Origin of the sequence: Oerskovia turbata, from assembly GCF_000718325.1 — a bacterium.
GTDB classification, from domain to species: Bacteria; Actinomycetota; Actinomycetes; order Actinomycetales; family Cellulomonadaceae; genus Oerskovia; species Oerskovia turbata.
In genome coordinates, this window is record NZ_JOFV01000005.1 from 38903 (window position 1) to 64573 (window position 25671).

Annotated in this window: 17 protein-coding genes and 1 riboswitch; of the genes, 9 read left to right on the forward strand and 8 right to left on the reverse strand. The window is 71.7% G+C overall.

Going from position 1 to position 25671, the window contains the following annotated elements:
* Positions 1 to 138: 138 nt before the first annotated feature.
* Complete coding sequence (gene pulA, locus IE95_RS0105785; RefSeq protein WP_084689871.1) at positions 139 to 6300, forward strand: pullulanase-type alpha-1,6-glucosidase; 6162 nt, start codon at positions 139 to 141, stop codon at positions 6298 to 6300.
* An 89-nt stretch (positions 6301 to 6389) separates the two neighbouring features.
* Here pulA and IE95_RS0105790 read toward each other — a convergent pair whose 3' ends face one another.
* A complete protein-coding gene (locus IE95_RS0105790; RefSeq protein WP_240666425.1) occupies positions 6390 to 7415 on the reverse strand; it encodes an aldo/keto reductase in 1026 nt (341 codons plus the stop codon).
* Between the two features lie 38 nt (positions 7416 to 7453).
* On the opposite strand from IE95_RS0105790, the gene pdxR reads away from it, so the two are divergent.
* Complete coding sequence (gene pdxR, locus IE95_RS0105795) at positions 7454 to 8950, forward strand: MocR-like pyridoxine biosynthesis transcription factor PdxR (RefSeq protein ID WP_030150691.1); 1497 nt, start codon at positions 7454 to 7456, stop codon at positions 8948 to 8950.
* Between the two features lie 66 nt (positions 8951 to 9016).
* On the opposite strand, the gene purU is transcribed toward pdxR, so the two are convergent.
* Positions 9017 to 9916 carry a formyltetrahydrofolate deformylase gene (gene purU, locus IE95_RS0105800; RefSeq protein WP_030150692.1) on the reverse strand — a complete coding sequence of 300 codons (900 nt, stop codon included), beginning with the start codon at positions 9914 to 9916 and terminating at the stop codon, positions 9017 to 9019.
* Positions 9917 to 10053: 137 nt separating this feature from the next.
* Between purU and IE95_RS0105805 the strand changes: the two genes are divergently transcribed.
* The gene (locus IE95_RS0105805) at positions 10054 to 10572 is read left to right on the forward strand and encodes a GNAT family N-acetyltransferase (protein ID WP_036571229.1); all 519 of its coding nucleotides are present in this window, start codon (positions 10054 to 10056) and stop codon (positions 10570 to 10572) included.
* A gap of 57 nt (positions 10573 to 10629) precedes the next feature.
* Here the strand turns inward: IE95_RS0105805 and IE95_RS0105810 are convergent, their stop codons facing one another.
* The 6 genes from IE95_RS0105810 to IE95_RS0105835 form a co-directional block, all read right to left on the reverse strand.
* Entirely contained in the window at positions 10630 to 11538 is a 909-nt protein-coding gene (locus IE95_RS0105810; protein WP_051702794.1) for a glycoside hydrolase family 16 protein, read from the reverse strand.
* Between the two features lies 1 nt (position 11539).
* Positions 11540 to 12754, reverse strand: a complete 1215-nt coding sequence (locus tag IE95_RS0105815; RefSeq protein ID WP_206053362.1) for a glycoside hydrolase family 26 protein — start codon at positions 12752 to 12754, stop codon at positions 11540 to 11542.
* On the reverse strand, positions 12754 to 13122 hold the full coding sequence (locus tag IE95_RS0105820; protein WP_051702795.1) for an STAS domain-containing protein: 369 nt from the start codon (positions 13120 to 13122) through the stop codon (positions 12754 to 12756). The genes IE95_RS0105815 and IE95_RS0105820 overlap by 1 nt, the downstream gene beginning before the upstream one ends.
* Positions 13086 to 15158 carry a glycosyltransferase family 2 protein gene (locus IE95_RS0105825; RefSeq protein ID WP_084689922.1) on the reverse strand — a complete coding sequence of 691 codons (2073 nt, stop codon included), beginning with the start codon at positions 15156 to 15158 and terminating at the stop codon, positions 13086 to 13088. The genes IE95_RS0105820 and IE95_RS0105825 overlap by 37 nt, the downstream gene beginning before the upstream one ends.
* Positions 15159 to 15535: 377 nt before the next feature.
* Positions 15536 to 16303 carry an ATP-binding cassette domain-containing protein gene (locus IE95_RS0105830; protein WP_030150698.1) on the reverse strand — a complete coding sequence of 256 codons (768 nt, stop codon included), beginning with the start codon at positions 16301 to 16303 and terminating at the stop codon, positions 15536 to 15538.
* An 85-nt stretch (positions 16304 to 16388) separates the two neighbouring features.
* Positions 16389 to 17642 (reverse strand): ROK family transcriptional regulator, encoded by a 1254-nt coding sequence (locus IE95_RS0105835; RefSeq protein ID WP_030150699.1) that lies wholly within the window; start codon positions 17640 to 17642, stop codon positions 16389 to 16391.
* 266 nt (positions 17643 to 17908) lie between these two features.
* Here IE95_RS0105835 and chvE point away from each other — a divergent pair, with 266 nt between their 5' ends.
* From chvE to IE95_RS0105865, 6 genes are all read left to right on the forward strand, one after another.
* Positions 17909 to 19042 (forward strand): multiple monosaccharide ABC transporter substrate-binding protein, encoded by a 1134-nt coding sequence (gene chvE / locus IE95_RS0105840; RefSeq protein WP_030150700.1) that lies wholly within the window; start codon positions 17909 to 17911, stop codon positions 19040 to 19042.
* Between the two features lie 142 nt (positions 19043 to 19184).
* Positions 19185 to 20735 carry a multiple monosaccharide ABC transporter ATP-binding protein gene (gene mmsA, locus IE95_RS0105845; RefSeq protein ID WP_030150701.1) on the forward strand — a complete coding sequence of 517 codons (1551 nt, stop codon included), beginning with the start codon at positions 19185 to 19187 and terminating at the stop codon, positions 20733 to 20735.
* Entirely contained in the window at positions 20732 to 21904 is a 1173-nt protein-coding gene (gene mmsB, locus IE95_RS0105850) for a multiple monosaccharide ABC transporter permease (protein ID WP_030150702.1), read from the forward strand. The genes mmsA and mmsB overlap by 4 nt, the downstream gene beginning before the upstream one ends.
* Positions 21905 to 22193: 289 nt before the next feature.
* Positions 22194 to 22284, forward strand: a riboswitch (ZMP/ZTP riboswitch).
* A gap of 79 nt (positions 22285 to 22363) precedes the next feature.
* The gene (gene glyA, locus IE95_RS0105855; protein WP_030150703.1) at positions 22364 to 23647 is read left to right on the forward strand and encodes a serine hydroxymethyltransferase; all 1284 of its coding nucleotides are present in this window, start codon (positions 22364 to 22366) and stop codon (positions 23645 to 23647) included.
* 108 nt (positions 23648 to 23755) lie between these two features.
* The gene (locus IE95_RS0105860) at positions 23756 to 24646 is read left to right on the forward strand and encodes a bifunctional methylenetetrahydrofolate dehydrogenase/methenyltetrahydrofolate cyclohydrolase (protein ID WP_030150704.1); all 891 of its coding nucleotides are present in this window, start codon (positions 23756 to 23758) and stop codon (positions 24644 to 24646) included.
* A 149-nt stretch (positions 24647 to 24795) separates the two neighbouring features.
* Positions 24796 to 25599 (forward strand): exodeoxyribonuclease III, encoded by an 804-nt coding sequence (locus IE95_RS0105865; protein ID WP_030150705.1) that lies wholly within the window; start codon positions 24796 to 24798, stop codon positions 25597 to 25599.
* Positions 25600 to 25671: the final 72 nt, after the last annotated feature.

Sequence of the window (25671 nt, forward strand, 5' to 3'; positions counted from 1 at the left end):
GCAACTTTCTGCAAGGGCTACAGTCTGGGTCAGCCGGCGGCGGGGAGCGCCCGGCTCGGGAGACCACGCGGAGCACAGAGGCTCGGTCACCCGGCGGTGCCTTCGCACGTCCGACTCCCCGGCGACAAGGGAGTCCTCATGCCAGCACCTGCCCCCAGGCGGTCCTCCGGACCGCGCCGCACCACAGCCTCCGTCGCGGCGATATCGGTCGCACTGACCGGGCTGACCGGATTCACGGCCGTCGCCAACGCGGCGACAGGAACGGCGGCGACCGCCGCTGCGGCACGCACGTTCGCGCTCGTCGGCAGCCTCCAGGACGAGGCCGGCTGCGCGGCCGACTGGGACCCGGCCTGCGCCGCGACCGAGCTCGCCCCGACCGGTGCCGACGGCGTCTACGCGGCCGACCTCACGGTGCCCGCGGGCACCTACGAGTACAAGGTCGCCGTGAACGACTCGTGGGACGAGGCGTACGGCCTGAACGGTGGCGCGGACGACATCCCGCTCGTCGTCGGCGGCCCCACGACCCTGCGCTTCACGTTCGACGACGTCGCCAAGCACGTCTCGCTCGCGCCCGTCGGGCTCGGGGGAGCCTACGAGGCGATCGACGCGCCGATCGTGACCCCGCCCGTGCGCCAGCCGGGCTCGGACGAGCAGTTCTACTTCGTCATGACGGACCGCTTCGCGGACGGGGACCCGACCAACAACGAGGCCGGCATCGAGGGCGGTGCGCTGCACTCGGGCTACGACCCCACGAACAAGGGCTTCTACCAGGGTGGCGACATCCAGGGCCTGCGCGACCAGCTCGACTACATCGAGGGGCTCGGGACCACCGCGATCTGGCTCACGCCGTCGTTCAAGAACAACCCGGTCCAGGGCGAGGGCGAGAACGCCTCGGCGGGCTATCACGGCTACTGGGTCACGGACTTCACGCAGATCGACCCGCACCTGGGGACCAACGCCGAGCTCGAGGCGCTCATCGACGAGGCGCACGCCAAGGGCATCAAGGTCTACTTCGACATCATCACCAACCACACGGCCGACATCATCGACAACGAGCAGAAGCAGTACTCGTACGTCGACCAGGCGACCACGCCCTACAAGGATGCGGCGGGCAACCCGTTCGACCCGGCCGACCACGCGGGCAAGGACACCTTCCCCGCGACGGACGCCGCGACGTCGTTCCCCTACACGCCCGTGGTCGCCGAGGACGCGAAGGACGCCAAGGTCCCCGCGTGGCTCAACGACACGACGCTCTACCACAATCGCGGGAACTCGACGTGGTCCGGCGAGTCCGTGACCTACGGCGACTTCGACGGCCTGGACGACCTCATGACCGAGAACCCGCGCGTCGTCGACGGGTTCGTCGACGTCTACCAGGGCTGGGTCGACCTCGGCATCGACGGCTTCCGCATCGATACGGTCAAGCACGTGAACTTCGAGTTCTGGGAGACCTGGACCACCGAGGTCCTCGACTACGCCCACTCGAAGGGCAAGGACGACTTCTTCATGTTCGGCGAGATCTACGACGCCGACGCCGCCAAGCTCTCGCCGTACGTCCGCAGGACCGACATGAGCTCGGTCCTGGACTTCGCGTTCCAGTCCTCGGCCGCGAGCTTCGCGAGCGGCAACAGCGCCAAGGGACTGTCCCAGCTCTTCGCGAGCGACGACATGTACACGACGCCCGACTCCTCGGCCTCGGCGCTGCCGACCTTCCTCGGCAACCACGACATGGGCCGCATCGGGTACCTGCTCCAGACCACGGGCGACGCGCAGCGTCGTGACGAGCTCGCGCACGACCTCATGTACCTCACGCGCGGCCAGCCGGTCGTCTACTACGGCGACGAGCAGGGCTTCGCGGGCGTGGGCGACGGCAAGGACAAGAACGCACGGCAGTCGCTGTTCGCGACCCAGGTCGGCGAGTACGCGGACCAGCAGCTCGTCACGGGCGAGACCGCGGGCAGCCAGGACCGCTACGACACGACGTCGCCGCTCTACACGCACATCGCCGAGCTCGCCGCGCTGCGCGCCGAGAACCCGGCCCTCGCCACGGGCGCCCAGATCGAGCGCTACACCGACTCGGGCGCGGGCGTCTACGCGTTCTCGCGCGTGGACCGGTCCGAGAAGGTCGAGCACCTCGTGGGGCTCAACAACTCGACCGCGGCCAGGACGGTCAGCCTCACGACGCTCACGCCGGGCGCGACCTACGCGCCGCTCCGTGGCGGCGAGCCCGTCACGGCGGGAGCCGACGGCACGGTCTCGCTCACGGTCCCGGCCCTGGGCTCGGTCGTCCTGAAGGCCGACCGCACGGTCGGCGTCGAGTCCTCGGGTGACGTGTCGGTCACGGTCCCGTCCGCGGGGGCGGGCCTCACCGGGGTCGCCCCGGTCAGCGCCGACGTCGACGACGCCGCGTGGTCCGAGACCAGCTTCGCGTGGCGCGTCGTCGGGTCGGACGAGTGGCAAGGTCTCGGCACGGCCGAGGACACCTCGCCGCGCGTCTTCCACGACGTGAGCGACCTGGCGAAGGGCACGCTCGTCGAGTACCGCGCCGTGACGGTCGACGCCGACGGCGACCGCGCCGCGGCCTCGACGTTCGCGAGCGTGGGGAACTCGGTCAGCGGGAACGAGGAGGTCGAGCCCCCGACGGACATCGACCTCGTGACCGTCCCCGGCAGCCACAACTCCGAGATGGGCTGCGCGGGCGACTGGGCTCCCGGCTGCGAGGCCGCCAAGCTCACCCAGCGCGCCGACGGCGTCTACGCGGGCACGTTCGACGTCCCGGCCGGGACGTACGAGTACAAGGTCGCGATCAACGGTTCGTGGGACCTCAACTACGGCGTGGGCGGTGCGAAGGACGGCTCCAACGCGACCTACACGACGGCGGGCGGCCCCGTGACCTTCTACTGGGACCCGGTCTCGCACGACTTCTCGAGCACCGCGCAGGGACCGATCGTCACGGTCGCGGGATCGTTCCAGGACCAGCTCGGCTGCTCGGCCGCGTGGTCCCCGGACTGCCTGGGCTCGTGGCTGCGCGACCCGGACGGTGACGGCGTCTACACGTTCACGACGTCCGCGCTCGCCACGGGCGCCTACGAGGGCAAGGTCACGCACGGCATGAGCTGGGCCGAGAACTACGGCGTCGGTGGCGTCAAGGACGGCCAGAACTACTCGTTCAGCGCGTCCGAGGGCAAGGCCGTGACGTTCTCCTACGTCCTGGCGACGCACGTCCTGACGATCGAGGTCGCGGACCCGCCGCTGCCCGGCACAGGCCAGCAGGCCGCGCACTGGGTGAGCAAGGACCTGGTCGCGTGGCCGCGCGAGCTCCTCGCCGGGGCGGACCCGGCGACGCCGGGCTGGACGCTCCACGCGGCGCCGACGGGCGGCCTGAGCGTCGCCGACGGCGCGGTCGTCGCTCCGGAGGGGGCGTCGTCGTACTCCCTGGTCCTGGACCCGGCAGGCCTGCCCGACGACGTCGCGGCCGACTTCCCGGCCCTCGCCGACGCGGTGGCCCTGCGGGTCACGGGCGCCGACGGTGCGCCGATCTCCGTCGACGCGGCGACCACTGCGCTCACGGGTCAGCTCCTCGTCGCCCAGCGGGGCGGCACCGCGGCGGACGCTCCGCTCACCGCGGCGACCGGCGTCCAGCTCCCCGGCGTCCTGGACGACCTGTTCGCGCAGGACGCCGCGGACCGCACGCTCGGCGCGAGCATCTACACCAACGGCAAGTGGGCGTCGTTCGCGCTGTGGGCCCCCACGGCGAAGAGCGTCACGCTCCTCGCGTGGCCCGGCACGGGGGACGCCGCGGACCTGAAGAACGAGGACGCCCGGCGGTTCCCCGCCGAGCGTCAGTCGGACGGGACGTGGACGGTCGACGGCAAGGACGCCGACAAGAAGTTCGGCTGGGTCGGTGCCCGGTACCTCTACGAGGTCGAGGTCTTCGTCCCGTCGACGGGCACGGTCGAGACCAACGTCGTGACCGACCCGTACTCGCTGGGGCTCACGCTCAACTCGACGCACTCGGTCGTGGTGGACCTCGGCGCGAAGAGCACGCAACCGAAGGTGTGGAAGGAGACCAAGGCTCCCGTCGTGGAGCGGGCCGTCGACCAGACGATCTACGAGCTGCACGTCCGGGACTTCTCGATCGCCGACACCACGGTGCCGGCCGCCAAGCGCGGCACCTACCTCGCGTTCGGTGAGAAGGCCTCGGCCGGCATGAAGCACCTCGGAGAGCTCGCCGACGCGGGCCTGACGACGGTGCACCTGCTGCCGACGTTCGACATCGCGACGATCCCTGAAGACCCTGCGGACCGGGCCACAACAGGAGACCTGAGCGGCTTCGCGCCCGACGGCACAGAGCAGCAGGCGGCCGTGTCCGCGATCCAGGGCACGGACGGCTTCAACTGGGGCTACGACCCGCTGCACTTCTCCACGCCCGAGGGTTCCTACGCCGTCGACGCCGAGGGGGCCGCGCGGGTCGCGGAGTTCCGCACCATGGTCGGGGCGCTGCACCAGACCGGTCTCCAGGTCGTCCTCGACCAGGTGTTCAACCACACCGCAGCCAGCGGCCAGGACCCCCAGAGCGTGCTCGACAAGGTCGTGCCCGGCTACTACCACCGCCAGAACACGACCACCGGCGCGGTCGAGACCAGCACATGCTGCCAGAACCTCGCGACCGAGCACGCCATGACGGGCAAGCTCATGGTCGACTCGGTCGTCACATGGGCCCGCGACTACAAGGTCGACGGCTTCCGCTTCGACCTCATGGGGCACCACTCGAAGCAGAACATGCTCGACGTCCGGGCCGCGCTCGACGAGCTCACGCTGACGAAGGACGGCGTGGACGGCAAGGCCGTGTACCTGTACGGCGAGGGCTGGAACTTCGGCGAGGTCGCGGACAACGCCCTGTTCGAGCAGGCCACGCAGGGTCAGCTCGGCGGCACGGGCATCGGGACGTTCTCCGACCGCCTGCGCGACGCGGTCCACGGCGGGTCTCCCGTCGACGGCGCCTCGACGTTCACGCAGGGCTTCGGCACGGGCCTCGCGACCGACCCGAACGGGCAGCCCGCCCGAGCGGGGGAGCCGGGGAGCGTGAACGACGGGTCTCCCGACGAGCTCGCAGCGCTGGGCCACGAGACGGACCTGGTCCGCCTGGGCCTCGCGGGCAACCTGCGCAGCTTCACGTTCACGACCTCGACGGGCGAGACCCGGCGGGGCGACGAGATCGACTACCGGGGTGCGCCCGCGGGCTACGCGGACTCGCCCGAGGAGATCATCAGCTATGTCGACGCGCACGACAACGAGACGCTGTTCGACCTGCTGACCCTCAAGCTGCCGGCGGACACGTCGATGGCCGACCGGGTGCGCATGAACAACGTCTCGCTCGCTACGACGGCCCTGTCGCAGACACCGTCGCTGTGGCACGCGGGCACCGACCTGCTCCGTTCCAAGTCGCTCGACCGCAACAGCTACGACTCGGGCGACTGGTTCAACGCGATCGACTGGACCGGGACCGACAACGGGTTCGGCAAGGGCCTGCCGCTGGCCGCCGACAACGAGGACAAGTGGCCGCTCATGGCGCCGCTGCTCGCGAACCCTGCGCTCAAGCCGACCGCGCAGGACATCGAGACGGCGTCCGGCAACGCGACCGACCTGCTGCGGCTGCGCTCCTCGACGGACCTGTTCCGCCTGGGCAGCGCCGAGCTCATCAACAAGAAGGTCACGTTCCCCGACGCGGGGACCGGCCAGGCGCCCGGGGTGATCGTCATGAGCATCGACGACACGGTCGGCACGGACGTGGACGAGGAGCTCGACGGCGCGCTCGTCGTCTTCAACGCCTCGCCCGAGCCGGTCACGCAGACGGTCGCGGGCCTGGTGGGCCGCGAGTTCGCGCTCTCGCCGGTCCAGGCCGACGGTCACGACGACGTGGTCAAGGCGACGACGTGGGACGCCGCGACCGGTACCGTCACGGTCCCGGCACGCACGGTCGCGGTGCTCGTCGAGCCCCGCGCCGCGAAGGTCGAGCTCACCGCCACGGCGCGCACCCAGTGTGCCGCGGGCCGGGCGACCGTCACGGTCGTCGCCGTCAACGCGGGCGCGGTCCCCGCGACGGTCAGGGTCGAGACGCCGTTCGGCGCCAAGACCTTCACCGGGGTGCTGCCGGGCAGGTCCGCCCAGCAGACGTTCGCGACCCGCCAGGCGCAGGTCCCCGCCGCGACGGCCACGGTCACGGGCACGGCGACGATCGACGGCAAGGAGGTCCGGACGCCGTACGCCGCCGAGTACGCGGCCCGCGACTGCTCCTAGCCTCCCCACAGATCCGCTGAGTGCGGAGTTCTTGCGAGACACGCCGGGCGTGTCTCGCAAGGACTCCGCACTCAGCGGTGTCGCTCAGGTCAGGCTGCGTCCAGACGGGTCCGTACCTCCTCGTCGAGGTCCAGGTCCGCCGCCCCGAGCAGCTCGTCGAGCTGCGCGACGCTGCTCGGCCCGATCACCGGGACGACCGGCACGGGCCCGCCGAGCAGCCACGCGAGCGCGACCTGGTTGGGCGTCGCGCCGATCTGCCGCGCGACGTCGTGCAGCACGCGTCGTCGCTCGAGCGACGTCGGGTGCCCGTAGCCGTCCCACAGCTCCTTGTCGTCACGCACCATGGCACCCTGCAGCAGCGGGGAGTAGGCCGTGACCGCGAGGGGCGGGCGCTCGTCGGTCCCCGTCGAGCGCGCATAGTCGAGCAGCTCGGGCGACGCCCAGTTGTGCCGGTCCGGGTCGGGGGTCGGGTAGAGGTAGCTGAGCTGCTCCTGAACCAGCCCGTAGGGCGCGACCCCCTGGCGCAGCGCCTCCTCGCGCGCCTCGACCACGCGCCACAGCGCGACGTTCGAGATCCCCGAGATCCCGACGGCGCCCTCGGCCTGGAGCTTGCCGAACGCCCCGACGGTCTCCGCGAGCGGGGTGTCGAGGTCGTCGACGTGCCCGTAGAGGACGTCGAGCCGGTCGACGCCCAGGTGCCGCAGGCTCTCGTACGCCTCCCACGCGACGGTCTCCGCGCCCAGACCCTGGAAGTTGGTCGGGGGAGTGTTGGACAGCGGCAGGGCGGGGTCCTTCTTGGCCGCGCCGAGCTTGGTCGCGATGCGCACGTCCCCGCGCGCGCCGCGGCTCGTGAGCCAGCGGTTGATCAGGTCCTCGCTGTCGCGGCCGTGGCCGCCCGCCCAGTAGCTGTAGTTGTTGGCCGTGTCGAGGAACGTCCCTCCGGCCTCGACGTAGCGGTCGAGGATCGCGAACGACGTCTCCTCGTCCGTCAGCGTGCCCATGTTCATGGTGCCGAGGCACAGCGTGCTGACGTCGAACGACGTCCGGCCGTCGCCGAGGGTGCGGTAGCGCATGGTGGTCTCCTGCGAAGAGTGCTGCTGGTTGACGGTCTCCACGCTAGGAGTCGAGCGGCCTGGGTGTACGGTCCATTGACATGGCACCTGACCAGACCAATTCGTCGCGCGGGCGCGCGCTGCCCGCCCCGGGCCCGACGGCGGCACTCGCCTGGGAGACGGTCCTCGACCTGGGCGCGGGGCCCGGACCGCTCCACAGGCGGCTCGAGGACGCGGTGCGCGAGGCCGTCCTCGCGGGCCGGGTGCCACCGGGGGCCGCGTTGCCCCCGAGCCGCGTGCTCGCCGACACCCTGGGCGTCTCGCGCTGGGTCGTGACCGAGGCCTACGGGCAGCTCGTCGCCGAGGGGTTCCTCGAGTCCCGGACAGGGTCGGGGACCCGGGTGCCGCTCACGGCCCGGACCGGCGCCCGGGCGACCCGCACCCGGACGGGAGCGACGCCGTCGGGCAGGGGAGGACCGCCCGCCCCGCGGGCGCGCTACGACCTGGGGCCCGGCGTGCCCGACCTGCGGCACGTACCGCGCGCCGCCTGGGTCCGCGCGCTGCGCGAAGCCCTCGCCGAGGCGCCCGACGCGGACCTCGCGGCCCCCGACCCCACCGGCCATCCCGCGACGCGGGCGGCGCTCGCGGACTACCTCGCCCGCGCCCGGCACGTGCGTGCGGGCGGGAGCGACGTCGTCGTGACGCACGGCGCCGACGACGCCATGCGGCGCGTCGCGGCGGCGCTCCACCGGGCCGGGCACCGGGCCCTGCTCGTCGAGGACCCGAGCTGGCCGCGCCTGCGCGAGACCGCAGCGGCCGCCGGGCTCACGCCCGTCCCGGTCCCGGTCGACGGCGACGGGATCGACGTCGACGCGCTCCTCGCCACGGCAGGCCGGACCGGTGCGCGCGCCGTGCTCGTGACCCCTGCCCACCAGTTCCCCACAGGCGCGGCCCTCTCGCCCGCGCGGCGTGAGGCACTCGTCCGGTGGGCGCGCGACGTCGACGGGCTGGTCGTCGAGGACGACTACGACGCCGAGTTCCGCTACGACCGCCGGCCCGTGGCCGCGATGCAGGGACTCGCGCCCGACCGCGTGGTGCTGCTGGGCTCGCTGAGCAAGACGCTGTCGCCCGCGTTCGGGCTCGGCTGGGCGGTGCTGCCGCCCGGATGGCGGGACACCGTGGTCGACCGGGGCGGGGCGGGACCGTCGACGCTCGACCAGCTCGCGCTCGCGCGGTTCGTGACGTCAGGAGCGTACGAACGGCACCTGCGCGCGGCGCGGGGGCGGTTCCGACGGCGCCGGGAGGTGCTCGTCGAGGCGCTCGAGTCGGAGCTGCCCGGGACGGTCGTCACGGGGATCGCCGCAGGCATGCACGCCGTGGTCGCGCTCCCGCCCGGCGTCGCGGCCACGGACGTGGTGCGCGAGGCGGCGCTGCGCGAGGTCAACGTCGCGGCGATCGAGCGATACCGGGCGACGGCCGCGCCCGCACGCGAGGGCGAGCGCGACCGGCTGGTCGTCGGCTACGGCAACCTCGCCGACGCGCGCGTCGAGGAAGCCGTGGCGCGGCTCGCGGCGGCGGTGCGGTCCACTCCTCACTGAGTGCGGGGCTCTTGCGGGGAACGCCCGGCAAGACCCGCGCGTGGTCCGCACTCAGCGCAGGAGGGGTCAGCGGAAGACGATCGTCCGGTGACCGTCGAGCAGCACGCGGTGCTCGGCGTGCCAGCGCACGGCCCGCGCGAGCGTGCGGCGCTCGACGTCCTCGCCCAGCGCGACCAGGTCCTCGACGGCGCGCGAGTGGTCGACGCGCTCGACGTCCTGCTCGATGATCGGTCCTTCGTCCAGGTCGCCCGTGACGTAGTGCGACGTGGCGCCGATGAGCTTGACGCCGCGGTCGTGCGCCTGCGCGTAGGGGCGGGCACCCTTGAAGCTCGGCAGGAACGAGTGGTGGATGTTGATGACCTGACCCGACAGGTCCCGGCACAGGTCGTCCGAGAGGATCTGCATGTAGCGCGCGAGGACGACGAGCTCGACGTCGAGCTCGGCCACGAGCCCGCGCAGGCGGTCCTCGGCGGTGGCCTTGGTGTCGCGGGTGACGGGCACGTGGTGGAACGGCTTGCCGTAGAACGTGGCGATGTCCTCGAGGTCGCGGTGGTTGCCAACGACGCCCACGACCTCGATCGGCATGCCCTGCGAGCGCTCGCGGTAGAGCAGGTCGACGAGGCAGTGCGCGGCCTTGGAGACCATGACGAGCGTGCGCACGCGCCGCCCGACCACGTCGAGGTTCCACGTCATGTCGAACGCCTCGATCACAGGGGCCAGGGCGTCCTCGAGCTCGTCGCGCGACGCAGCCGACTCGACCTGGACTCGCATGAAGAACAGCCCGGACAGCGGGTCGCCGAACTGCTGCGACTCGGTGATGTTGCCGCCGTGCTCGGCGAGCGTCCCCGTGACGGCGTGCACGATCCCCGGACCGTCCGGGCAGGACAGCGTGAGGACCCAGTGGGTCGGCGTGGACGCGTCGGGCGCGCCGGAGGCGGGAACGTTCGGGAGAGAGGTGCTGGACACGGTCCCAGGGTAGCCGCGCCGCCACGCGTCCAGGGGCTCCGTCCGTCAGGGGTGGTGGTGAAGGGCTAGGTGAGACGGTCACCGTTCCACCCGCGGACGCGCACCGCGGGGCGGTCCGTTTCTGACACGATGGGACCATGACCGACACGCCGATGACCATGGACCTCGTCACGGACGAGCACGCGGGGGAGCTCCTCACGCTCCGCCGGGCAGCGTTCGTCACCGAGGCGCAGCTCTACGGGGACCCCAACATCCCCCCGCTGACCCAGACGCTCGCGGAGCTCAAGACGGACCTCGCGACCCCGGGCGTCATCACGCTCGGTGCGTGGCAGGGGCCGCGCCTGGTGGGGTCGGTGCGCGTGGAGATCGAGGGCGGCAAGGCCACGCTCGGTCGGCTCGCGGTGGCCCCGGACCTCCAGGGCCGCGGGATCGGCACGCAGATGCTGTTCGCGGTCCTGCCGCACCTTCCTGAGGAGACCACGGAGATCTGGGTCTTCACGGGCAAGGACTCCAAGCAGAACCTCGAGCTGTACACGCGTCACGGCTACGAGGAGCAGTACGACAAGGCCGCGGGCGATCTCACCTACACGTACCTGCGCCGCATCCTGGGCGAGGCCGAGGCACGCAACGCGAGCGACGCCGTCGGGCAGGACTGAGTCCTTCCGCGTGAGAGCGAGGCGCGTCCCCCGCACGGGGACGCGCCTCGCTCGCGTCTACGGCTCGTCCCACGCGTACGCCCGGACGTGGTCGACGAGCATGCGCGCGGGCAGGGGCGTGCTCTCGTCGGGCGGTCCGGGCCAGTCGCCGCCCACCGCGAGGTTGAGCAGCAGGAAGAACGGGTCGTCGAAGACCCACGGGTCACCGCCGGTGTCGGCGGGCGTCCTGCGCGAGTACTCGACGCCGTCGACGTACCAGGTGATCGCGTCCGGGGCCCAGTCGACCGTGAAGGTGTGGAAGTCGTCGGCGACCTCCTCCCCGCCGGGGAGCGTGAAGGACGCGTGGACCGCGTCCGCGCCCGAGTACCCGGGGCCGTGCAGGCTGCCCCACACCGTGCCCGGCTCCTGGCCGACGTTCTCCATGACGTCGATCTCGCCGCTCGCGGGCCACGGCTCGGTGGTGAAGATGTCCTGACCGAGCATCCAGAACGCGGGCCAGGTGCCCTGCCCGCCCGGGACCTTGATGCGCGCCTCGAAGCGTCCGTGCTGCTGGGCGAAACGGTCCGCGGTGATGAGCCGCGCGGAGGTGTACTCGCAGCGCCCGTAGTGGCACCACAGGTCGCCGGGGTTCTCGCGGCGGGCCGTGATGACGAGGTGGCCCTCGCCGTCCGTCGAGGCGTTGCTCGGGCTGTCGGTGTAGTACTGCAGCTCGCCGTTGCCCCACCCGCTGCCGCCCGTCTCGACGCGCCAGTGCGAGGGGTCGGGCGGGGCGCCGGCCGCGCCGTCGAACTCGTCGGCCCAGGTCAGCGGCCCGGGCGGGGGCCCTATGCGGGGCGCCCCGGGCCCGGACGCAGGCGGCCCGACGGCGGCGGCCGCCAGAGTGCACAGGCTCACCACGACGATCACGGCGGCGGCGAGGACACCCGGGCGAGGTGCGCGCCGGGACCTGCGCAGGGTCGATCGCATGTCACTCCTCGCAGGTCGAGACGTCCTCGGCGTAGCGCAGCCACGACGGGAGGTCGGCGACGAACGCGTCGCGGACGTCGGACGCGCCCGCGGCCCGCCAGTCGACGTCGTCGTCGATCTCGATCTCGTACTTGTCCCACTCGAACCAGTTGACCATCTTGAGCTGCGGGAACCGCTCGTGGGTCTCGGACGAGAACACCTGCCGCCACCAGGCCCGCTTGATGTCGAGCTCGGCGGCCCCGCCACGCGCGGGTGTGTAGATCGCGGCGGTCTCCGGGACGGCGACCGGGTGCCCGTGCTCGACGCCGTACACCGTGTAGAAGTCCGGCACCGCGGCGTCGTCCCCGGCCGTGCCCACGTACGTGCCCGTGAGCATCGCGAGGAACTTGCCGTCCTCGGGGACCTCGTTGTTGCCCCACGGGCGCTGGTTGCCCCAGTGGTACAGCGAGACCCCGACCCAGTCCACGGCGTCGTCCCCCGGGAAGTACGGCAGGTAGCTGTCGTCGGTCATGGTGAGCGTGCCGTCGCCGTCGGTGTCGAGAGCCGCGTAGTCGGCGGACCCCGGCAGCGCCGCGAACTGGCCTCCCGTGAACGGGTACCCGCCGCCGTAGTTGGGCGCCCACATCATGGCCGTGCCCGGGGCCTCGGCGTGGACCGCGGCCGCGACCCGACGGAACGTCTCGACGTAGGCCGTCGGCTGCTGGCCCCACGCGTACCAGGACCCGTTCATCTCGTGCGCGAACCGCAGCACGACCGCGACGCCCTGCTCGTTGACGTCCCGCAGGTCGTCGGCGAGCGTCGCGACCACCTCGTCCGACATGGCCGCGAGGCCCGCGTGCGGTTCGAGCGTCAGGAGCAGCACGCCCCCGTTGGCCTTCATCTGCGTGACCGCGCTGACCGTGTGCTCCCAGGTCTCGCGGTCGTAGGGGACGTCCGAGAACTGGACCGCGACCGCCGGGGCGTGATCGAGGTAGGTCCGGTGCTCCTCGAGGGTCTCCGACGCCCAGTCGAGGTTGACGCCGAGCAGCGTGCCGTCGTCGGGCACGATGCTCGCCGCGTCCGCGGTGCACGCCGCGACCACGGGCGCCTCCGGGGTCGCGGGCGGACCGGCCACGGCGAACCCCGCGCCCACCGCGCCGACCCCCAGCATCATGACCACGAGCGGCGTCACGAGGCCGGGCCGGCGGCGCCGGCCGCCCGGGAGGTAGAACGCCATCAGGAGGCCCGGGACGCGGGGAGACCGCGCGCCTCGTCGTGGCCGCCGTAGATGCGGGTGACCGCGTCGAGCCGCAGCGCCGTGAACGCGTGCTGCAGCGCAGCCGAGGCGCCGAAGATCCGCAGGTCCCCGCCGCGCGAACGGGCCACGCGCAACAGGTCGAGCAGACCCGCGACGCCCGACGGCGACACGCCGTCGACCCCCGAGACGTCGAGCAGGACGAGGACAGGACCGTCGGACACGGCCGACGACACGGGCTCGCGGAGGGACAGGACGGCAGCGGCGTCGAGCCGCCCCCCGGCCGGGAGGTCGATGCTCGTGACGGGGTGGGTCAGGGTGAGGTCGGGTGCACTGACGAAGGCGGCCATGGCGAGCTCCTGGGGACGTGGCGGACGGTGAGGTCGAGCGGGACTTCCGTCGGGTCGAACGTGGTCGGGAGAGCGTCGTCACCGTCGAGCACGTCGCCCACGGCCTGGGCCGCGAGGAGTGCGACGGACGGGGGAGTGGGATCCGTGACCGAGTCACCGGGGCCCGTGTACCGCGCTGCGCGCAGCGCGGCGGACAGGAGGGCCAGGTCGACCGCGACCCAGCCCAGGGTCAGGAACGTGGCCGGCGCCGAGGCCTCGCCCGCGAGCATGCGGGCCACCCCGACCGCCGAGGCCACGAGCAGGACCACGGTCACGACGACCTGCGGCAGCACGTGCCGGTAGCCCGCGCCCGTGGCCTGCTTGGTCTTGGACGTGACCGAGAACGCGACGTGCCGGCCGAGGAACACCGCCGACGCCCCCGAGAGCGTGGCCGCGATCCACGTGGGGAACAGCGCGAACGACATCTGCTGCCCGCGCCACAGCCCGCGGCTGCCCGTGCCGGACACCTGGAAGAGGAGCTGGCAGGCCACGAAGAACGGCAGGAAGTGCAGGAAGAACAGCGCCGGGTCCGCGTGCAGCGGGAAGACGCCGAGCGTCAGGAAGAGCACGGGCGCGGCGAGGTAGACCAGGGCGGCGAACCCGCTCAGGTAGCTCGTCATGGTGCCCAGGTACATGAGCCGCTGGGCGAGCGAGAGCCCGCGGACCAGGAGCGGGTTGTCCCGGAAGAAGACCTGCATCGACCCCGTGGCCCAGCGCAGGCGCTGCGAGAGCGCCGTGCCGACGTCCTCGGGCGCGAGCCCGTGCACCAGGACCTCGCGGTGGTAGACGCTCGTCCACCCCATCGCGTGCAGGTGCATCGCCGTGGCCATGTCCTCGGTGATCGTGGTCGTGTCGAGCGGGTTGATCGTCAGGGCCTGGTCCGTGCGGGCCACGTCGACCCGCTCGAGGACCCCGTCGAGCTCGGCGAGCAGCTCGCCCGCGACGTCCTCGGGCAGGGGCGTGGTCTCGTGGGGCACGTGGGCCTCCGGGGACGCCTGGGCCAGCGCAGGCCCAGGACCCGCGGGCGCCCGGACGAGCGCCGCGGCGAAGGCCGACCGCAGCTCCGAGGTGATCTCGGCGAGCACGTCGCCGCGCCGGAACTGCCCCTCGGCCCGGCGGACGGCTGCCAGCGCCTGCTCGGCCACGGGCATCGCCGCGGGCTCGCGCACCGCGAGCTGGCTCAGGAGGTCCTGGAGCCGTGACCGGCCGGCCCGGAGCGCGGCGCGCATCGCCCCGCGCGCGTCCCGGGAGAACCGGGTCAGCCCGAGCGCCATGAGCGCCTCGCGCCGCAGCACCGCGTTCGACCCGCAGAAGAACGCCGCGCCCCAGCCGTCCTTGCCCTGCTGGATCGGGCCGTAGAACAGCTCGGCCTGCGTGCCCAGCGGGTCGCTCGGCGGCACGTTCCAGAAGTGCTGCGGCGTCTGGACGAACGCGACCTCCTCGTCCTCGAAGTAGCCCAGGACCCGGTCCAGGAAGCGCGGCTCCGGGACCTGGTCGGCGTCGAGGATCGCGACGAGGTCGCCGCTCGTGCGGAACAGCGCGTTGTTGACGTTGCCCGCCTTCGCGAACCGGGGCCGCCCCTCCCACTCCGGACCGCGCGTGATGTACCCGACGCCCACGCGGGACGCCGCGACCTCGAGCTCGGGCCGGTCGCCGTCGTCGAGGATCCACGTCGCGTGCGGGTAGGTCATGTCGCGCGCCGCGATCGCGGTCCGCAGGACCAGGTCCACGGGCTCGTTGTACGTCGTGACGAACACGTCGACGCTCAGCCCCTCCGGGGCCGGGGGAGCCGGGGGCCGGCGCCTCGCGTTCCACATGGTCAGCGAGTACAGGACGGTCTCGCCCAGGCTGTACGTCTCGGCCAGGACCAGGGGGACCGCGATCCACCAGGCGTCCCACGCGACTGTCCCCGTCCATCGCCACCCGATGTACACGAGGCCGAAAGCCACCGCGACCACGGCCAGGAGCCGTACCACGGCCAGTCTGCTGCTACCCATGCGTTCTCCTCCGTCGGACGACGAGAGACGGCACGTCGGGACCGGGACGTCGAGCGGCGAGAAGGTCGGCGCGCGGCGGCTCGAGAGCGGCGGCGGCGATGACGTCGGGACGGGCAGCGACACCCCTGCGTGCCGGTCACGACGACGGGCGGTCCGGTCGAGCGGGACCCCCGGTGGTGTCGTGCCTCGAATGTAGAGCGGGTGAAGTTCGCAGGGAAAGCGGTGCGCGGGGCGGTCTGCGAGGTTCGTCCGGTCTGTGTCCACATCTCCACAGGCCGGCAACCCGGCGGTAACGCCGGGTCGTGCGGGCGCCCGTCCTGTTCACCGCGACGACACGTCGGGGCGCCGACGGCGAGGCCGGCAGGTCGGACCCTGCGTCAGGCCAGGCGTGCCGTCCGGCGCGGAGCGGCGACGGCGCCCGTGATCGCCGCGATGATCTCCTCGTAGCTCGTGCCGGGCCCGGAGAACGAGCCGTTGTTGCGGCCGTGGCGCAGGACCTCGATCCGGTCCGCGACCGCGCGCACGTCGGTCATGTTGTGGCTGATGAGGATGACCGCGTGCCCCAGGTCGCGCAGGCGCTCGATGTGGGTCAGGACCTCGGCGGTCTGCGACACGGACAGCGAGGCCGTCGGTTCGTCGAGCACGACGACGCGCGGGTCGCCCAGCAGCGTGCGCGCGATCGCCACGCTCTGACGCTGGCCGCCCGACAGGTCGGAGACGAGCGTGCGGACCGACGGGATGCGGGACGTGAGGTCGCGCAGGATCCGGCGCGCGTTGTCCTCCATCGCGGCCTCGTCGAGCCGCGGGCCGTGGCGCAGCTCGCGCCCGAGGTAGAGGTTGGACACGACGTCGAGGTTGTCGCACAGTGCGAGGTCCTGGAAGACCGTCGCGATCCCGAGCGCGTGCGCTGCCGCCGGGTTCGGGATGGTGACCGGGACGCCGTCGGACTCGATGATGCCCGCGTCCGGGACGAGGACGCCCGCGACGACCTTGGCGAGCGTCGACTTGCCCGCGGCGTTGTCGCCGACGAGCGCGACGACCTCGCCGCGGTGCACCTCGAGGTCGATGCCCTCGAGCGCGCGGACCGCGCCGAAGGACTTGTCGATGCCGTGCAACGACAGTGCGGGGAGGGCGGAGCTGCTCACGTTCTGTCACCTGTTCGTGCTCGGGCGCCCTGGGGCGCCGTCGTGCCCGCCACGTCGTCGTGGCGAGACGGTCGTGCGGTCGCGGTCATGGTCGGTCTCCCGGAGTCGGGGGACCGGAGTCGCCTGCGGCGACGAGCCCCACGGGGCCGGGCGCCCCCGGGGCGAGGCGCACGTCGCTCGTGACGTCGGTCGACTGGAGGGCGAGCGCGAGCGCGCCCATGACCTCGGCGCGGGCACCGAGCTCGCCTAGCACGACCTCGACCGGGGCGATCGTGTTGGGCACGAGGTGCCTGCGGACCGCGTCGCGCAGGGGCCCGGCGAGGATCTCGCCGGTCTCGGCGAGCTCGCCCCCGACGACGATGACCTGCGGGTTCATGGCGCTCGCGAGCGTCGCGACCGCGATGCCGATGCGGTCGCCCGCGTCGGCCACGACACGACGGCACCCCGGGTCGCCTTCGAGCGCCCGGGAGATGACGTCGCGCAGGGTCAGGTCGCCGTGGCTCGAGCGGAGCAGGTCGAGCAGCGCGCCCGACCCCACGACGGTCTCGAGGCAGCCGCGGTTGCCGCAGCGGCAGATGGGGCCGGCCGGGTCCACCTGGACGTGACCGATCTCCCCGGCCGTCCCCGCGTAGCCGCGGTGGACGTGCCCGCCGATGACGACGCCCGCCCCGGTCCCGTACGAGACACGGACGAACACCGAGTCGCGGTAGGCGCGCGCGGCCCCGAGCTCGGCCTCGGCGAGCGCGGCGAGGTTCGCGTCGTTGTCGACGACCACGGGGCGTGCGAGGCGCTTGGACATGACCTGGCCGACGTGCAGGTCGTCCCAGCCGCGCATGATGCCTCGCACCGAGATCATCCCCGTCGAGATGTCGACCGGGGCGGGCAGTGCCATGCCGACCGTCAGGAGCTCGTCGGTCGAGGCGCCGACGCGCTCCAGGAGGTCCATGACGAGCAGGGCTGCGCGGTCCAGCCCCGTGTCGACGCGGTGGTCCACGGGCAGGGGCATCTGCTGCTCGGCGACGATCGTGCGGCCGAAGTCGCCGAGCGCGACCTTGAGGTGGCGGTGGCCGAACTGGATGCCCGCGACGAGGCCGAGCTGGCGCGCGAGGGTGACCTTGAGCGCGCGGCGGCCCGAGCGCGAGGTGGGTCGGGTGTCGACGACCCCTGCCTGGGTCAGCTCCTTGACGATGGTCGAGACCGTCGCCGTGGACAGCCCCGTGGCCTCGGCGAGCTCGACCTGGGTGAGGCCGCCGTAGCGCTTCACCGCATCCACGATGCGCGTTCGGTTCGCTTCTCGGAGTGAGGTCTGCGAGCCGGGTGTGGACCGGTCGTTGTTCACAGGCAGCAGCGTACACGCTGGTGAGGGCCGGAGAAGTGAGGCGACACGGGGGTTTCCCGGGGTCGCGGCGGTGGTACCGCTTCCACTCTGAGTTTGAGTCTCGAACACAATTAGGTCACGAACTGGTTACTGCGCTTGACGCTCTAACTCAAGCCTGGCTAGTTTCGCTGCAGTGCCGACCGAGGCAACGCGGATCCCCCTCCGCGGCTCGGAGGCGACGCGAGCCTCACAGCCGAGGCTCGCCCCTGGTTCGACGACGAAAGGGAATGACGATGACGTCAATGCGCAAGGCGGTCGCGGCCGCTGCTGGGATGACTCTCCTGATCGGTGCCCTCACGGCATGCAGCTCCGAGCGTGCGGGCGGCGAGTCGGGCGGCGGCGAGACCGGCGGAGGCGACACGCCCCTGATCGGCATCGCGATGCCGACCCGCAGCCTCGAGCGCTGGAACAACGACGGCGCCCACCTCGAGGAGCTCCTCGGCGACGCCGGCTACGAGACCACGCTCCAGTACGCGGACAACAAGGTCGACCAGCAGATCACCCAGCTCCAGAACATGATCAACCAGGGCGCCGACGTGCTCGTCATCGCCTCGATCGACGGCACGGCCCTCGGCCCGGTGCTCGACGCGGCCGCCAAGGAGGAGATCCCGGTCATCGCGTACGACCGCCTCATCAACGACTCGGAGCACGTCGACTACTACGCGACGTTCGACAACGAGAAGGTCGGCACGCTCCAGGGCGAGTTCATCGCCGAGCAGCTCGGCCTCGAGGGCGGCGCCGGACCGTTCAACCTCGAACCCTTCGCCGGGTCGCCCGACGACAACAACGCCCGCTTCTTCTTCAAGGGCGCCTGGGACGTCCTGACCCCCTACGTCGAGTCGGGCCAGCTCGTCGTGCCCTCGGGCAAGGCGCCCGCCACGGTCGACGACTGGACCACCATCGGCATCCAGGGCTGGGAGTCCGCCAAGGCCCAGTCAGAGATGGAGAACCGCCTCAACTCGTTCTACACGGACAAGAAGGTGAACGTCGTCCTCTCGCCCAACGACTCGCTCGCGCTCGGCATCCAGCAGGCGCTCGAGGGCAGCGGCTACGCCGCCGGTGAGGGCTGGCCGCTCGTCACGGGCCAGGACGCCGACGAGGCCAACGTCAAGAACATGCTCGCGGGCAAGCAGGCCATGACGGTCTGGAAGGACACCCGCACGCTCGGCGACCAGGTCGCCACGATGGTCCAGCAGATCGTCGAGGGCGAGGAGGTCGAGGTCAACGACACCGAGACCTACGACAACGGCGTGAAGGTCGTGCCGTCCTTCCTCCTCGACCCGCAGGTCGTGACCGCCGACACCGTCCAGACGACGCTCGTCGACTCCGGCTTCTACACGGCCGACAAGCTCGGCCTCTGACCGGACGCACCGTGCCCGGCCCCGGGACAGCAGTCCCGGGGCCGGGCACGGTGCGCGCAGCACGACGGTCGAGACGGTCGCCCTGCCGCGGCACCACCGCGGCGACGGGCCACCACGGAACGGACGAGTGAGGAGCTGACCCATGGCCAGCGAGAGCAACATCCTCGAGATGCGGGGGATCACCAAGGAGTTCCCCGGCGTCAAGGCCCTGCAGGACGTCACGCTGGACGTGCGCCGGGGCGAGGTCCACGCGATCTGCGGGGAGAACGGGGCCGGGAAGTCGACCCTGATGAAGGTGCTGTCGGGCGTCTACCCGCACGGCACCTACGACGGCACGATCGTCATGGACGGCGAGACGTGCGAGTTCAGGACCATCCGCGACAGCGAGGCTCGCGGGATCGTCATCATCCACCAGGAGCTGGCGCTCGTCCCGCACCTGTCGATCGCGGAGAACATCTTTCTCGGCAACGAGAAGGCCTCCGCCGGGATCGTCGACTGGCACCGCACCACGAGCGAGGCCGCGGCCCTGCTCGCGCGCGTCGGCCTGTCCGAGAACCCGGCGACCAAGTCGATGGACATCGGCGTCGGCAAGCAGCAGCTCGTCGAGATCGCCAAGGCGCTGTCCAAGCGCGTGGACCTGCTCATCCTCGACGAGCCCACCGCGGCGCTCAACGACGAGGACAGCGCCCACCTGCTCAAGCTCATCGACGAGTTCCGCAGCCACGGGATCACCTGCATCATCATCAGCCACAAGCTCAACGAGATCGCCGCGATCGCCGACCGCGTGACGATCATCCGCGACGGCGCGACGATCGAGACCCTCGACCTGCACGGCACCGAGCCCGTGACCGAGGACCGCATCATCCGCAGCATGGTCGGGCGCTCGCTCGACAGTCGCTTCCCGGAGCACGAGCCGACCATCGGCGACGAGGTGCTGCGCATCGAGGACTGGACCGTGCACCACCCGATCGACACCGAGCGCGTCGTCGTCGACCACGTGAGCCTGCACGTGCGCGCCGGTGAGATCGTCGGCATGGCCGGGCTCATGGGGGCCGGACGCACCGAGCTCGCGATGAGCGTGTTCGGACACTCCTACGGCGCGAAGATCTCCGGGACCGTCTACAAGAACGGCACGCCCATCAGGACGCGCAGCGTCTCCGAAGCCATCGGCCACGGGCTCGCATACGCGACCGAGGACCGCAAGCGGTACGGCCTCAACCTCATCCAGACCATCCGTGAGAACGTCTCGGCCTCCGCGCTCGGCAAGGTGTCCCGCTGGGGCGTCGTCGACTCGCAGGCCGAGACCCAGGTCGCCGAGCGCTACCGCACGGACTTCCGGATCAAGGCGCCCACCGTCGAGGCGATCGCCGGGAAGCTCTCGGGCGGGAACCAGCAGAAGGTCGTCCTGTCGAAGTGGGTGTACTCCGACCCGGACGTCCTCATCCTCGACGAGCCCACGCGTGGCATCGACGTGGGCGCCAAGTACGAGATCTACGCGATCATCAACGCACTCGCCGACGCGGGCAAGGCCGTCGTCGTCATCTCCTCCGAGCTCCCCGAGCTCATCGGCCTGTGCGACCGTGTCTACGCGATGAGCCAGGGCCGGATCACCGGCGAGGTCGCGCGCGCGGACGCCACCCAAGAAGCACTGATGCACTACATGACCATGGACAAGGGAGTCGACGTCCGATGAACGCCGTCAGGGAATACCTCGGCCGCAACGTCCGCCAGTACGGCATCGTCGCGGCACTGCTCGTGATCGTCCTGCTCTTCCAGGTCCTCACCGACGGGCGCCTGCTCTACCCGAACAACGTCGCGAGCCTCATCCAGCAGAACGCGTACGTGATGATCCTCGCGATCGGCATGGTCATGGTGATCGTCGCCGGGCACATCGACCTGTCGGTCGGCTCGGTCGTCGCGTTCGTCGGCGGGCTGTGCGCCATCATGATGAGCCAGTGGGAGCTGCCGTGGCTGCTCGCCGTGGTCCTGTCCCTCGGGGTCGGGGCGCTCGTCGGGATGTGGCAGGGCTTCTGGGTCGCCTACGTCGGGATACCGGCGTTCATCGTGACGCTCGCGGGCATGCTCATCTTCCGCGGCCTCGCGATCGTCCTGGTCGGCACCACGGTCGCGGGCCTGCCCAGCGGCTTCATCGCGATCAGCAACGGGTCGGTACCCAACTGGTTCGGGTTCGTCGGGAACCTCGACGTCGTGACGCTCGCGATCGGCGGCATCGGCATCGTGGCGTTCGCCGTGGCGCAGTGGCGCTCGCGGACGTCGCTGCGTCGCCACGAGCTCGCGGTCGAGCCGCTGCCCGCGTTCGTCGTCAAGATCGTCCTGGCCGCGGTCCTGATCGGGGTCGTGACGTACTGGCTGTCGCTCAGCTCGGGCGGGACGCCGGTCGTGCTGCTCATCGTGGGCATCCTCATCATCGCGTACTCGTTCGTCCTGAACCGCAGCGTGTTCGGCCGCCACATCTACGCGATCGGCGGCAACCGCCACGCGGCCGTGCTGTCGGGCGTCAACTCGCGCCGGGTCGACTTCGGCATCTTCGTCAACATGGGCGTCCTGGCCGCGGTCGCGGCCGTCATCACGACCTCGCGTGCCGGTGCGGGTGTGGCTGCGGCAGGCATGAACTACGAGCTCGACGCCATCGCCGCGTGCTTCATCGGCGGCACCGCGGTCGCGGGCGGCGTGGGCCGCGTGTCCGGCGCCATGATCGGTGCGCTCATCATGGGCGTGCTCAACATGGGCCTGTCGATCATGGCCGTCGACGCCGCCTGGCAGCAGGCGATCAAGGGCCTCGTGCTGCTCCTCGCGGTCGCGTTCGACCTGCTGAGCAAGAGGCGCGCCGCGCTCTCCTGAGCCGGCGACCAGGAGGTGACGCGGGGGGAGGGCGCACACCCTCTCCCCGCGTCGCCGAGGGTGACGCTCCGCTCTGCCGAGGGTGACGCCGGGCCCCGCCGAGGGTGACGCTCCGCTCTGCCGAGGGTGACCCTCCGCTCTGCCGAGGGTGACGTACCCGCCCGACGTGCGCTCCGTCGTCGGGCAGGAGGGCGACGCGGCGTGACGCCCGCCACTGCCGCCCCGCACGGACGTGGGCTAGGATCGTGCACGTCGCGACTGGCGCACCCGCGCCCCGCACGCCGCCCCTCGGGGAGGCCGCGGGACGGACGGGGATGGTGGATCACCACCGGGGAGCGGCATGCTGTGTAGACGACGGGTCGTTCGCCTGGGCCCCGGGTCGCCCCCTGTGGGGAGCGTGCCCGGACGGGGCACGCCCTCCCGCGAGACCGTCATCCGCAGACGCACCCAAGGAGACGCATGAGCGCTCAGCCGAACGTCCTGAACCAGTCCCTGCTCGAGGTGGACCCGGAGATCGCCGCGGTCCTCGACGGGGAGCTCGCGCGCCAGCGCGACACCCTCGAGATGATCGCCTCGGAGAACTTCGTGCCGCGCGCGGTCCTGCAGGCGCAGGGCTCCGTCCTCACGAACAAGTACGCCGAGGGCTACCCGGGCCGCCGCTACTACGGCGGCTGCGAGCAGGTCGACATCGCCGAGAACCTCGCGATCGCCCGCGCCAAGTCGCTGTTCGGTGCCGAGCACGTCAACGTCCAGCCGCACTCGGGCGCGACCGCGAACGCGGCCGTCCTGCACGCCCTCATCAACAAGGGCGACAAGATCCTCGGCCTCGAGCTGGCGCACGGCGGCCACCTCACGCACGGCATGAAGATCAACTTCTCGGGCAAGCTGTACGACGTCTCGGCGTACGGCGTCGACCCGCAGTCGTACCGGATCGAGATGGACGAGGTCCGCAAGACGGCCCTCGAGACCCGCCCCGACGTGATCATCGCCGGCTGGTCCGCCTACCCGCGCCACATCGACTTCGCGGCGTTCCGTGAGATCGCGGACGAGGTCGGTGCCAAGCTCTGGGTCGACATGGCGCACTTCGCGGGCCTCGTCGCCGCGGGCCTGCACCCGTCCCCGGTGCCGTACGCCGACGTCGTGTCCTCGACGGTCCACAAGACCATCGGCGGCCCGCGCTCGGGCTTCATCCTCTCCAAGGAGGAATACGCGAAGAAGATCGACTCGGCCGTGTTCCCGGGTCAGCAGGGCGGACCGCTCATGCACGTCGTGGCCGCGAAGGCCGTGTCGTTCAAGATCGCCGCCTCGGACGACTTCAAGGACCGTCAGGAGCGCACGCTGCGCGGCGCGAGCATCATCGCGGACCGCCTGGCCCAGCCCGACGTCGCCGAGAAGGGCGTCTCGGTCCTCACGGGTGGCACCGACGTGCACCTGGTCCTCGTGGACCTGCGTCACTCCGAGCTCGACGGCCAGCAGGCCGAGGACCTCCTGCACGCAGTGGGCATCACGGTGAACCGCAACGCTGTGCCGTTCGACCCGCGCCCCCCGCGCGTCACGTCGGGCCTGCGCATCGGTACGCCCGCGCTCGCGACCCGTGGCTTCGGGGACGCCGAGTTCGCGGAGGTCGCCGAGATCATCGCGGCTGCCCTCAAGGCCGGTGCCGGCGCGGACGTCGAGGGCCTGAGCGCTCGCGTGCGCAAGCTGACGTCCGACTTCCCGCTGTACCCGGGACTGTCGCAGTAAACCCGTGACCCGCTGAGTGCGGAGTAGTTGTCGCGGATCCGGCCGATCCACGACAACTACTCCGCACTCAGCGGTCTGTTCAGCCCCGCCAGAACCTGAGGAGCCCCCATGACCGCGCAGATCCTGGACGGCAAGGCCACCGCCGCCGCCATCAAGGCCGAGCTCACGACCCGTCTCGCCGTCCTCGCCGAGCACGGCGTCGTGCCGGGACTCGGCACCCTCCTGGTCGGCGACGACCCGGGCTCGCAGTGGTACGTCGCGGGCAAGCACCGCGACTGCGCCGAGATCGGGCTCTCCTCGATCCGCGAGGACCTGCCCGCCGAGGCCACGCAGGAGGAGATCGAGGCCGCGGTCCGCCGCCTCAACGAGGACCCCGCGTGCACCGGGTACATCGTGCAGCTCCCGCTCCCGAAGGGCATCGACACCCACCGCATCCTCGAGCTCATCGATCCCGACAAGGATGCCGACGGGCTGCACCCGACCAACCTCGGCCGCCTCGTGCTGCGCGTCAACGAGGAGGTCACGTCGCCGCTGCCGTGCACGCCGCGCGGGATCATCGAGCTCATCGAGCGCCACGGCGTCTCGCTCGCGGGGAAGGAGGTCGTGGTCGTGGGGCGCGGGGTGACCGTGGGCCGCTCGATCGGCCTGCTCCTCACGCGCCGCGCCGTCAACGCGACGGTCACGCTCACGCACACGGGCACCCAGGACCTGGCCGCACTCGTCCGCCGGGCCGACGTCGTCGTCGCGGCCGCGGGCGTCAAGGGCATCATCACGCGCGACATGGTCAAGCCGGGCGCGGTCGTGATCGACGTGGGCGTCTCGCGCGAGGTCGACGAGGAGACCGGCAGGAGCCGTGTCGTGGGCGACGCCGACCCGGCCGTGGCCGAGGTCGCGGGCTGGATCTCGCCTAACCCGGGTGGTGTCGGGCCCATGACGCGCGCGATGCTCCTCGCGAACGTCGTGGACTCGGCCGAGCGGGCTGCGGGCATCGCTCGCTGAGCCCTTCGTGCGCCAGCCTGTCAGAACGAGCGTGAGGTACAGGCCACGCTCGTTCTGACAACGTGCGGTGGGCGCGGGCAGCGGGGGCGTGACCAGGCTCTCGTCGCCCGGTTTTCGTCCCTGTGGGTGGCGTGGGGTTTGATGGCCGGGTGCTGACGATCGCTACTGCCAACGTGAATGGGATCCGCGCTGCCTACCGCCGGGGGATGGGCGCCTGGGTCGCGTCGCGCACCCCCGACGTCATGCTCCTGCAGGAGGTCCGCGCCCCCGACGAGATCCTGAACGAGCTCGTCGGCGACGACTGGCACGTCGCGCACCAGGCGTGCGACATCAAGGGCCGGGCCGGTGTCGCGGTCGTGTCGCGGCTGCCTGTGACGGCAGTGCGCGTCGGGCTGGGCACGGGCGAGCCGGAGCCCCCGGTCGACACGGGCCGCTGGGTCGAGGCCGACCTCGAGCTGCCGTCGGGCGAGAGGCTCACGGTCGTCTCGACGTACATCCACTCGGGCACCGCGGGCACGCCCACGATGGACGAGAAGTACGCCTACCTCGAGAAGGTCACCGAGCGCCTGCGCGAGCTCTCGGCCGCGGGCGGCCTCGCGGTCGTCGCGGGCGACGTGAACATCGCGCACAAGAACGTCGACATCAAGAACTGGAAGGGCAACCAGAAGTCGGCCGGCTTCCTCCCCGAGGAGCGCGCATACCTGGACACCTGGTTCGACGAGCTCGGCTGGGTCGACCTCGGTCGCAAGCACGGCGGCGAGGGCCCCGGACCGTTCACCTGGTGGTCGTGGCGCGGGCAGGCGTTCGTCAACGACGCGGGGTGGCGCATCGACTACCAGCTCGCGACGCCCGCGCTCGCCGAGCGCGCGGTCAAGGTCGAGGTCGACCGCGCCGACGACTACGAGAGCCGCTGGAGCGACCACGCCGCGCTGGTCGCGACGTACGACCTCTGACGGGAAGCACCGGCCCCGGCCGGCGAGTCCGCTGCAGGCCCGGCCGCCGCCCCTCGTGCCCGGCGCCGGGCA

Excerpts from the sequence above, each read along its gene's own strand:
- IE95_RS0105805 (WP_036571229.1), top strand. The coding sequence starts at position 10,054 with ATGACCGACACGCCGATGACCATGGACCTCGTCACGGACGAGCACGCG.
- chvE (WP_030150700.1), top strand. The coding sequence starts at position 17,909 with ATGACGATGACGTCAATGCGCAAGGCGGTCGCGGCCGCTGCTGGGATG.
- IE95_RS0105815 (WP_206053362.1), bottom strand. The coding sequence starts at position 12,754 with ATGGCGTTCTACCTCCCGGGCGGCCGGCGCCGCCGGCCCGGCCTCGTG.
- glyA (WP_030150703.1), top strand. The coding sequence starts at position 22,364 with ATGAGCGCTCAGCCGAACGTCCTGAACCAGTCCCTGCTCGAGGTGGAC.
- pdxR (WP_030150691.1), top strand. The coding sequence starts at position 7,454 with ATGGCACCTGACCAGACCAATTCGTCGCGCGGGCGCGCGCTGCCCGCC.
- mmsA (WP_030150701.1), top strand. The coding sequence starts at position 19,185 with ATGGCCAGCGAGAGCAACATCCTCGAGATGCGGGGGATCACCAAGGAG.
- IE95_RS0105825 (WP_084689922.1), bottom strand. The coding sequence starts at position 15,158 with ATGGGTAGCAGCAGACTGGCCGTGGTACGGCTCCTGGCCGTGGTCGCG.
- IE95_RS0105860 (WP_030150704.1), top strand. The coding sequence starts at position 23,756 with ATGACCGCGCAGATCCTGGACGGCAAGGCCACCGCCGCCGCCATCAAG.
- IE95_RS0105810 (WP_051702794.1), bottom strand. The coding sequence starts at position 11,538 with ATGCGATCGACCCTGCGCAGGTCCCGGCGCGCACCTCGCCCGGGTGTC.
- mmsB (WP_030150702.1), top strand. The coding sequence starts at position 20,732 with ATGAACGCCGTCAGGGAATACCTCGGCCGCAACGTCCGCCAGTACGGC.
- pulA (WP_084689871.1), top strand. The coding sequence starts at position 139 with ATGCCAGCACCTGCCCCCAGGCGGTCCTCCGGACCGCGCCGCACCACA.
- IE95_RS0105820 (WP_051702795.1), bottom strand. The coding sequence starts at position 13,122 with ATGGCCGCCTTCGTCAGTGCACCCGACCTCACCCTGACCCACCCCGTC.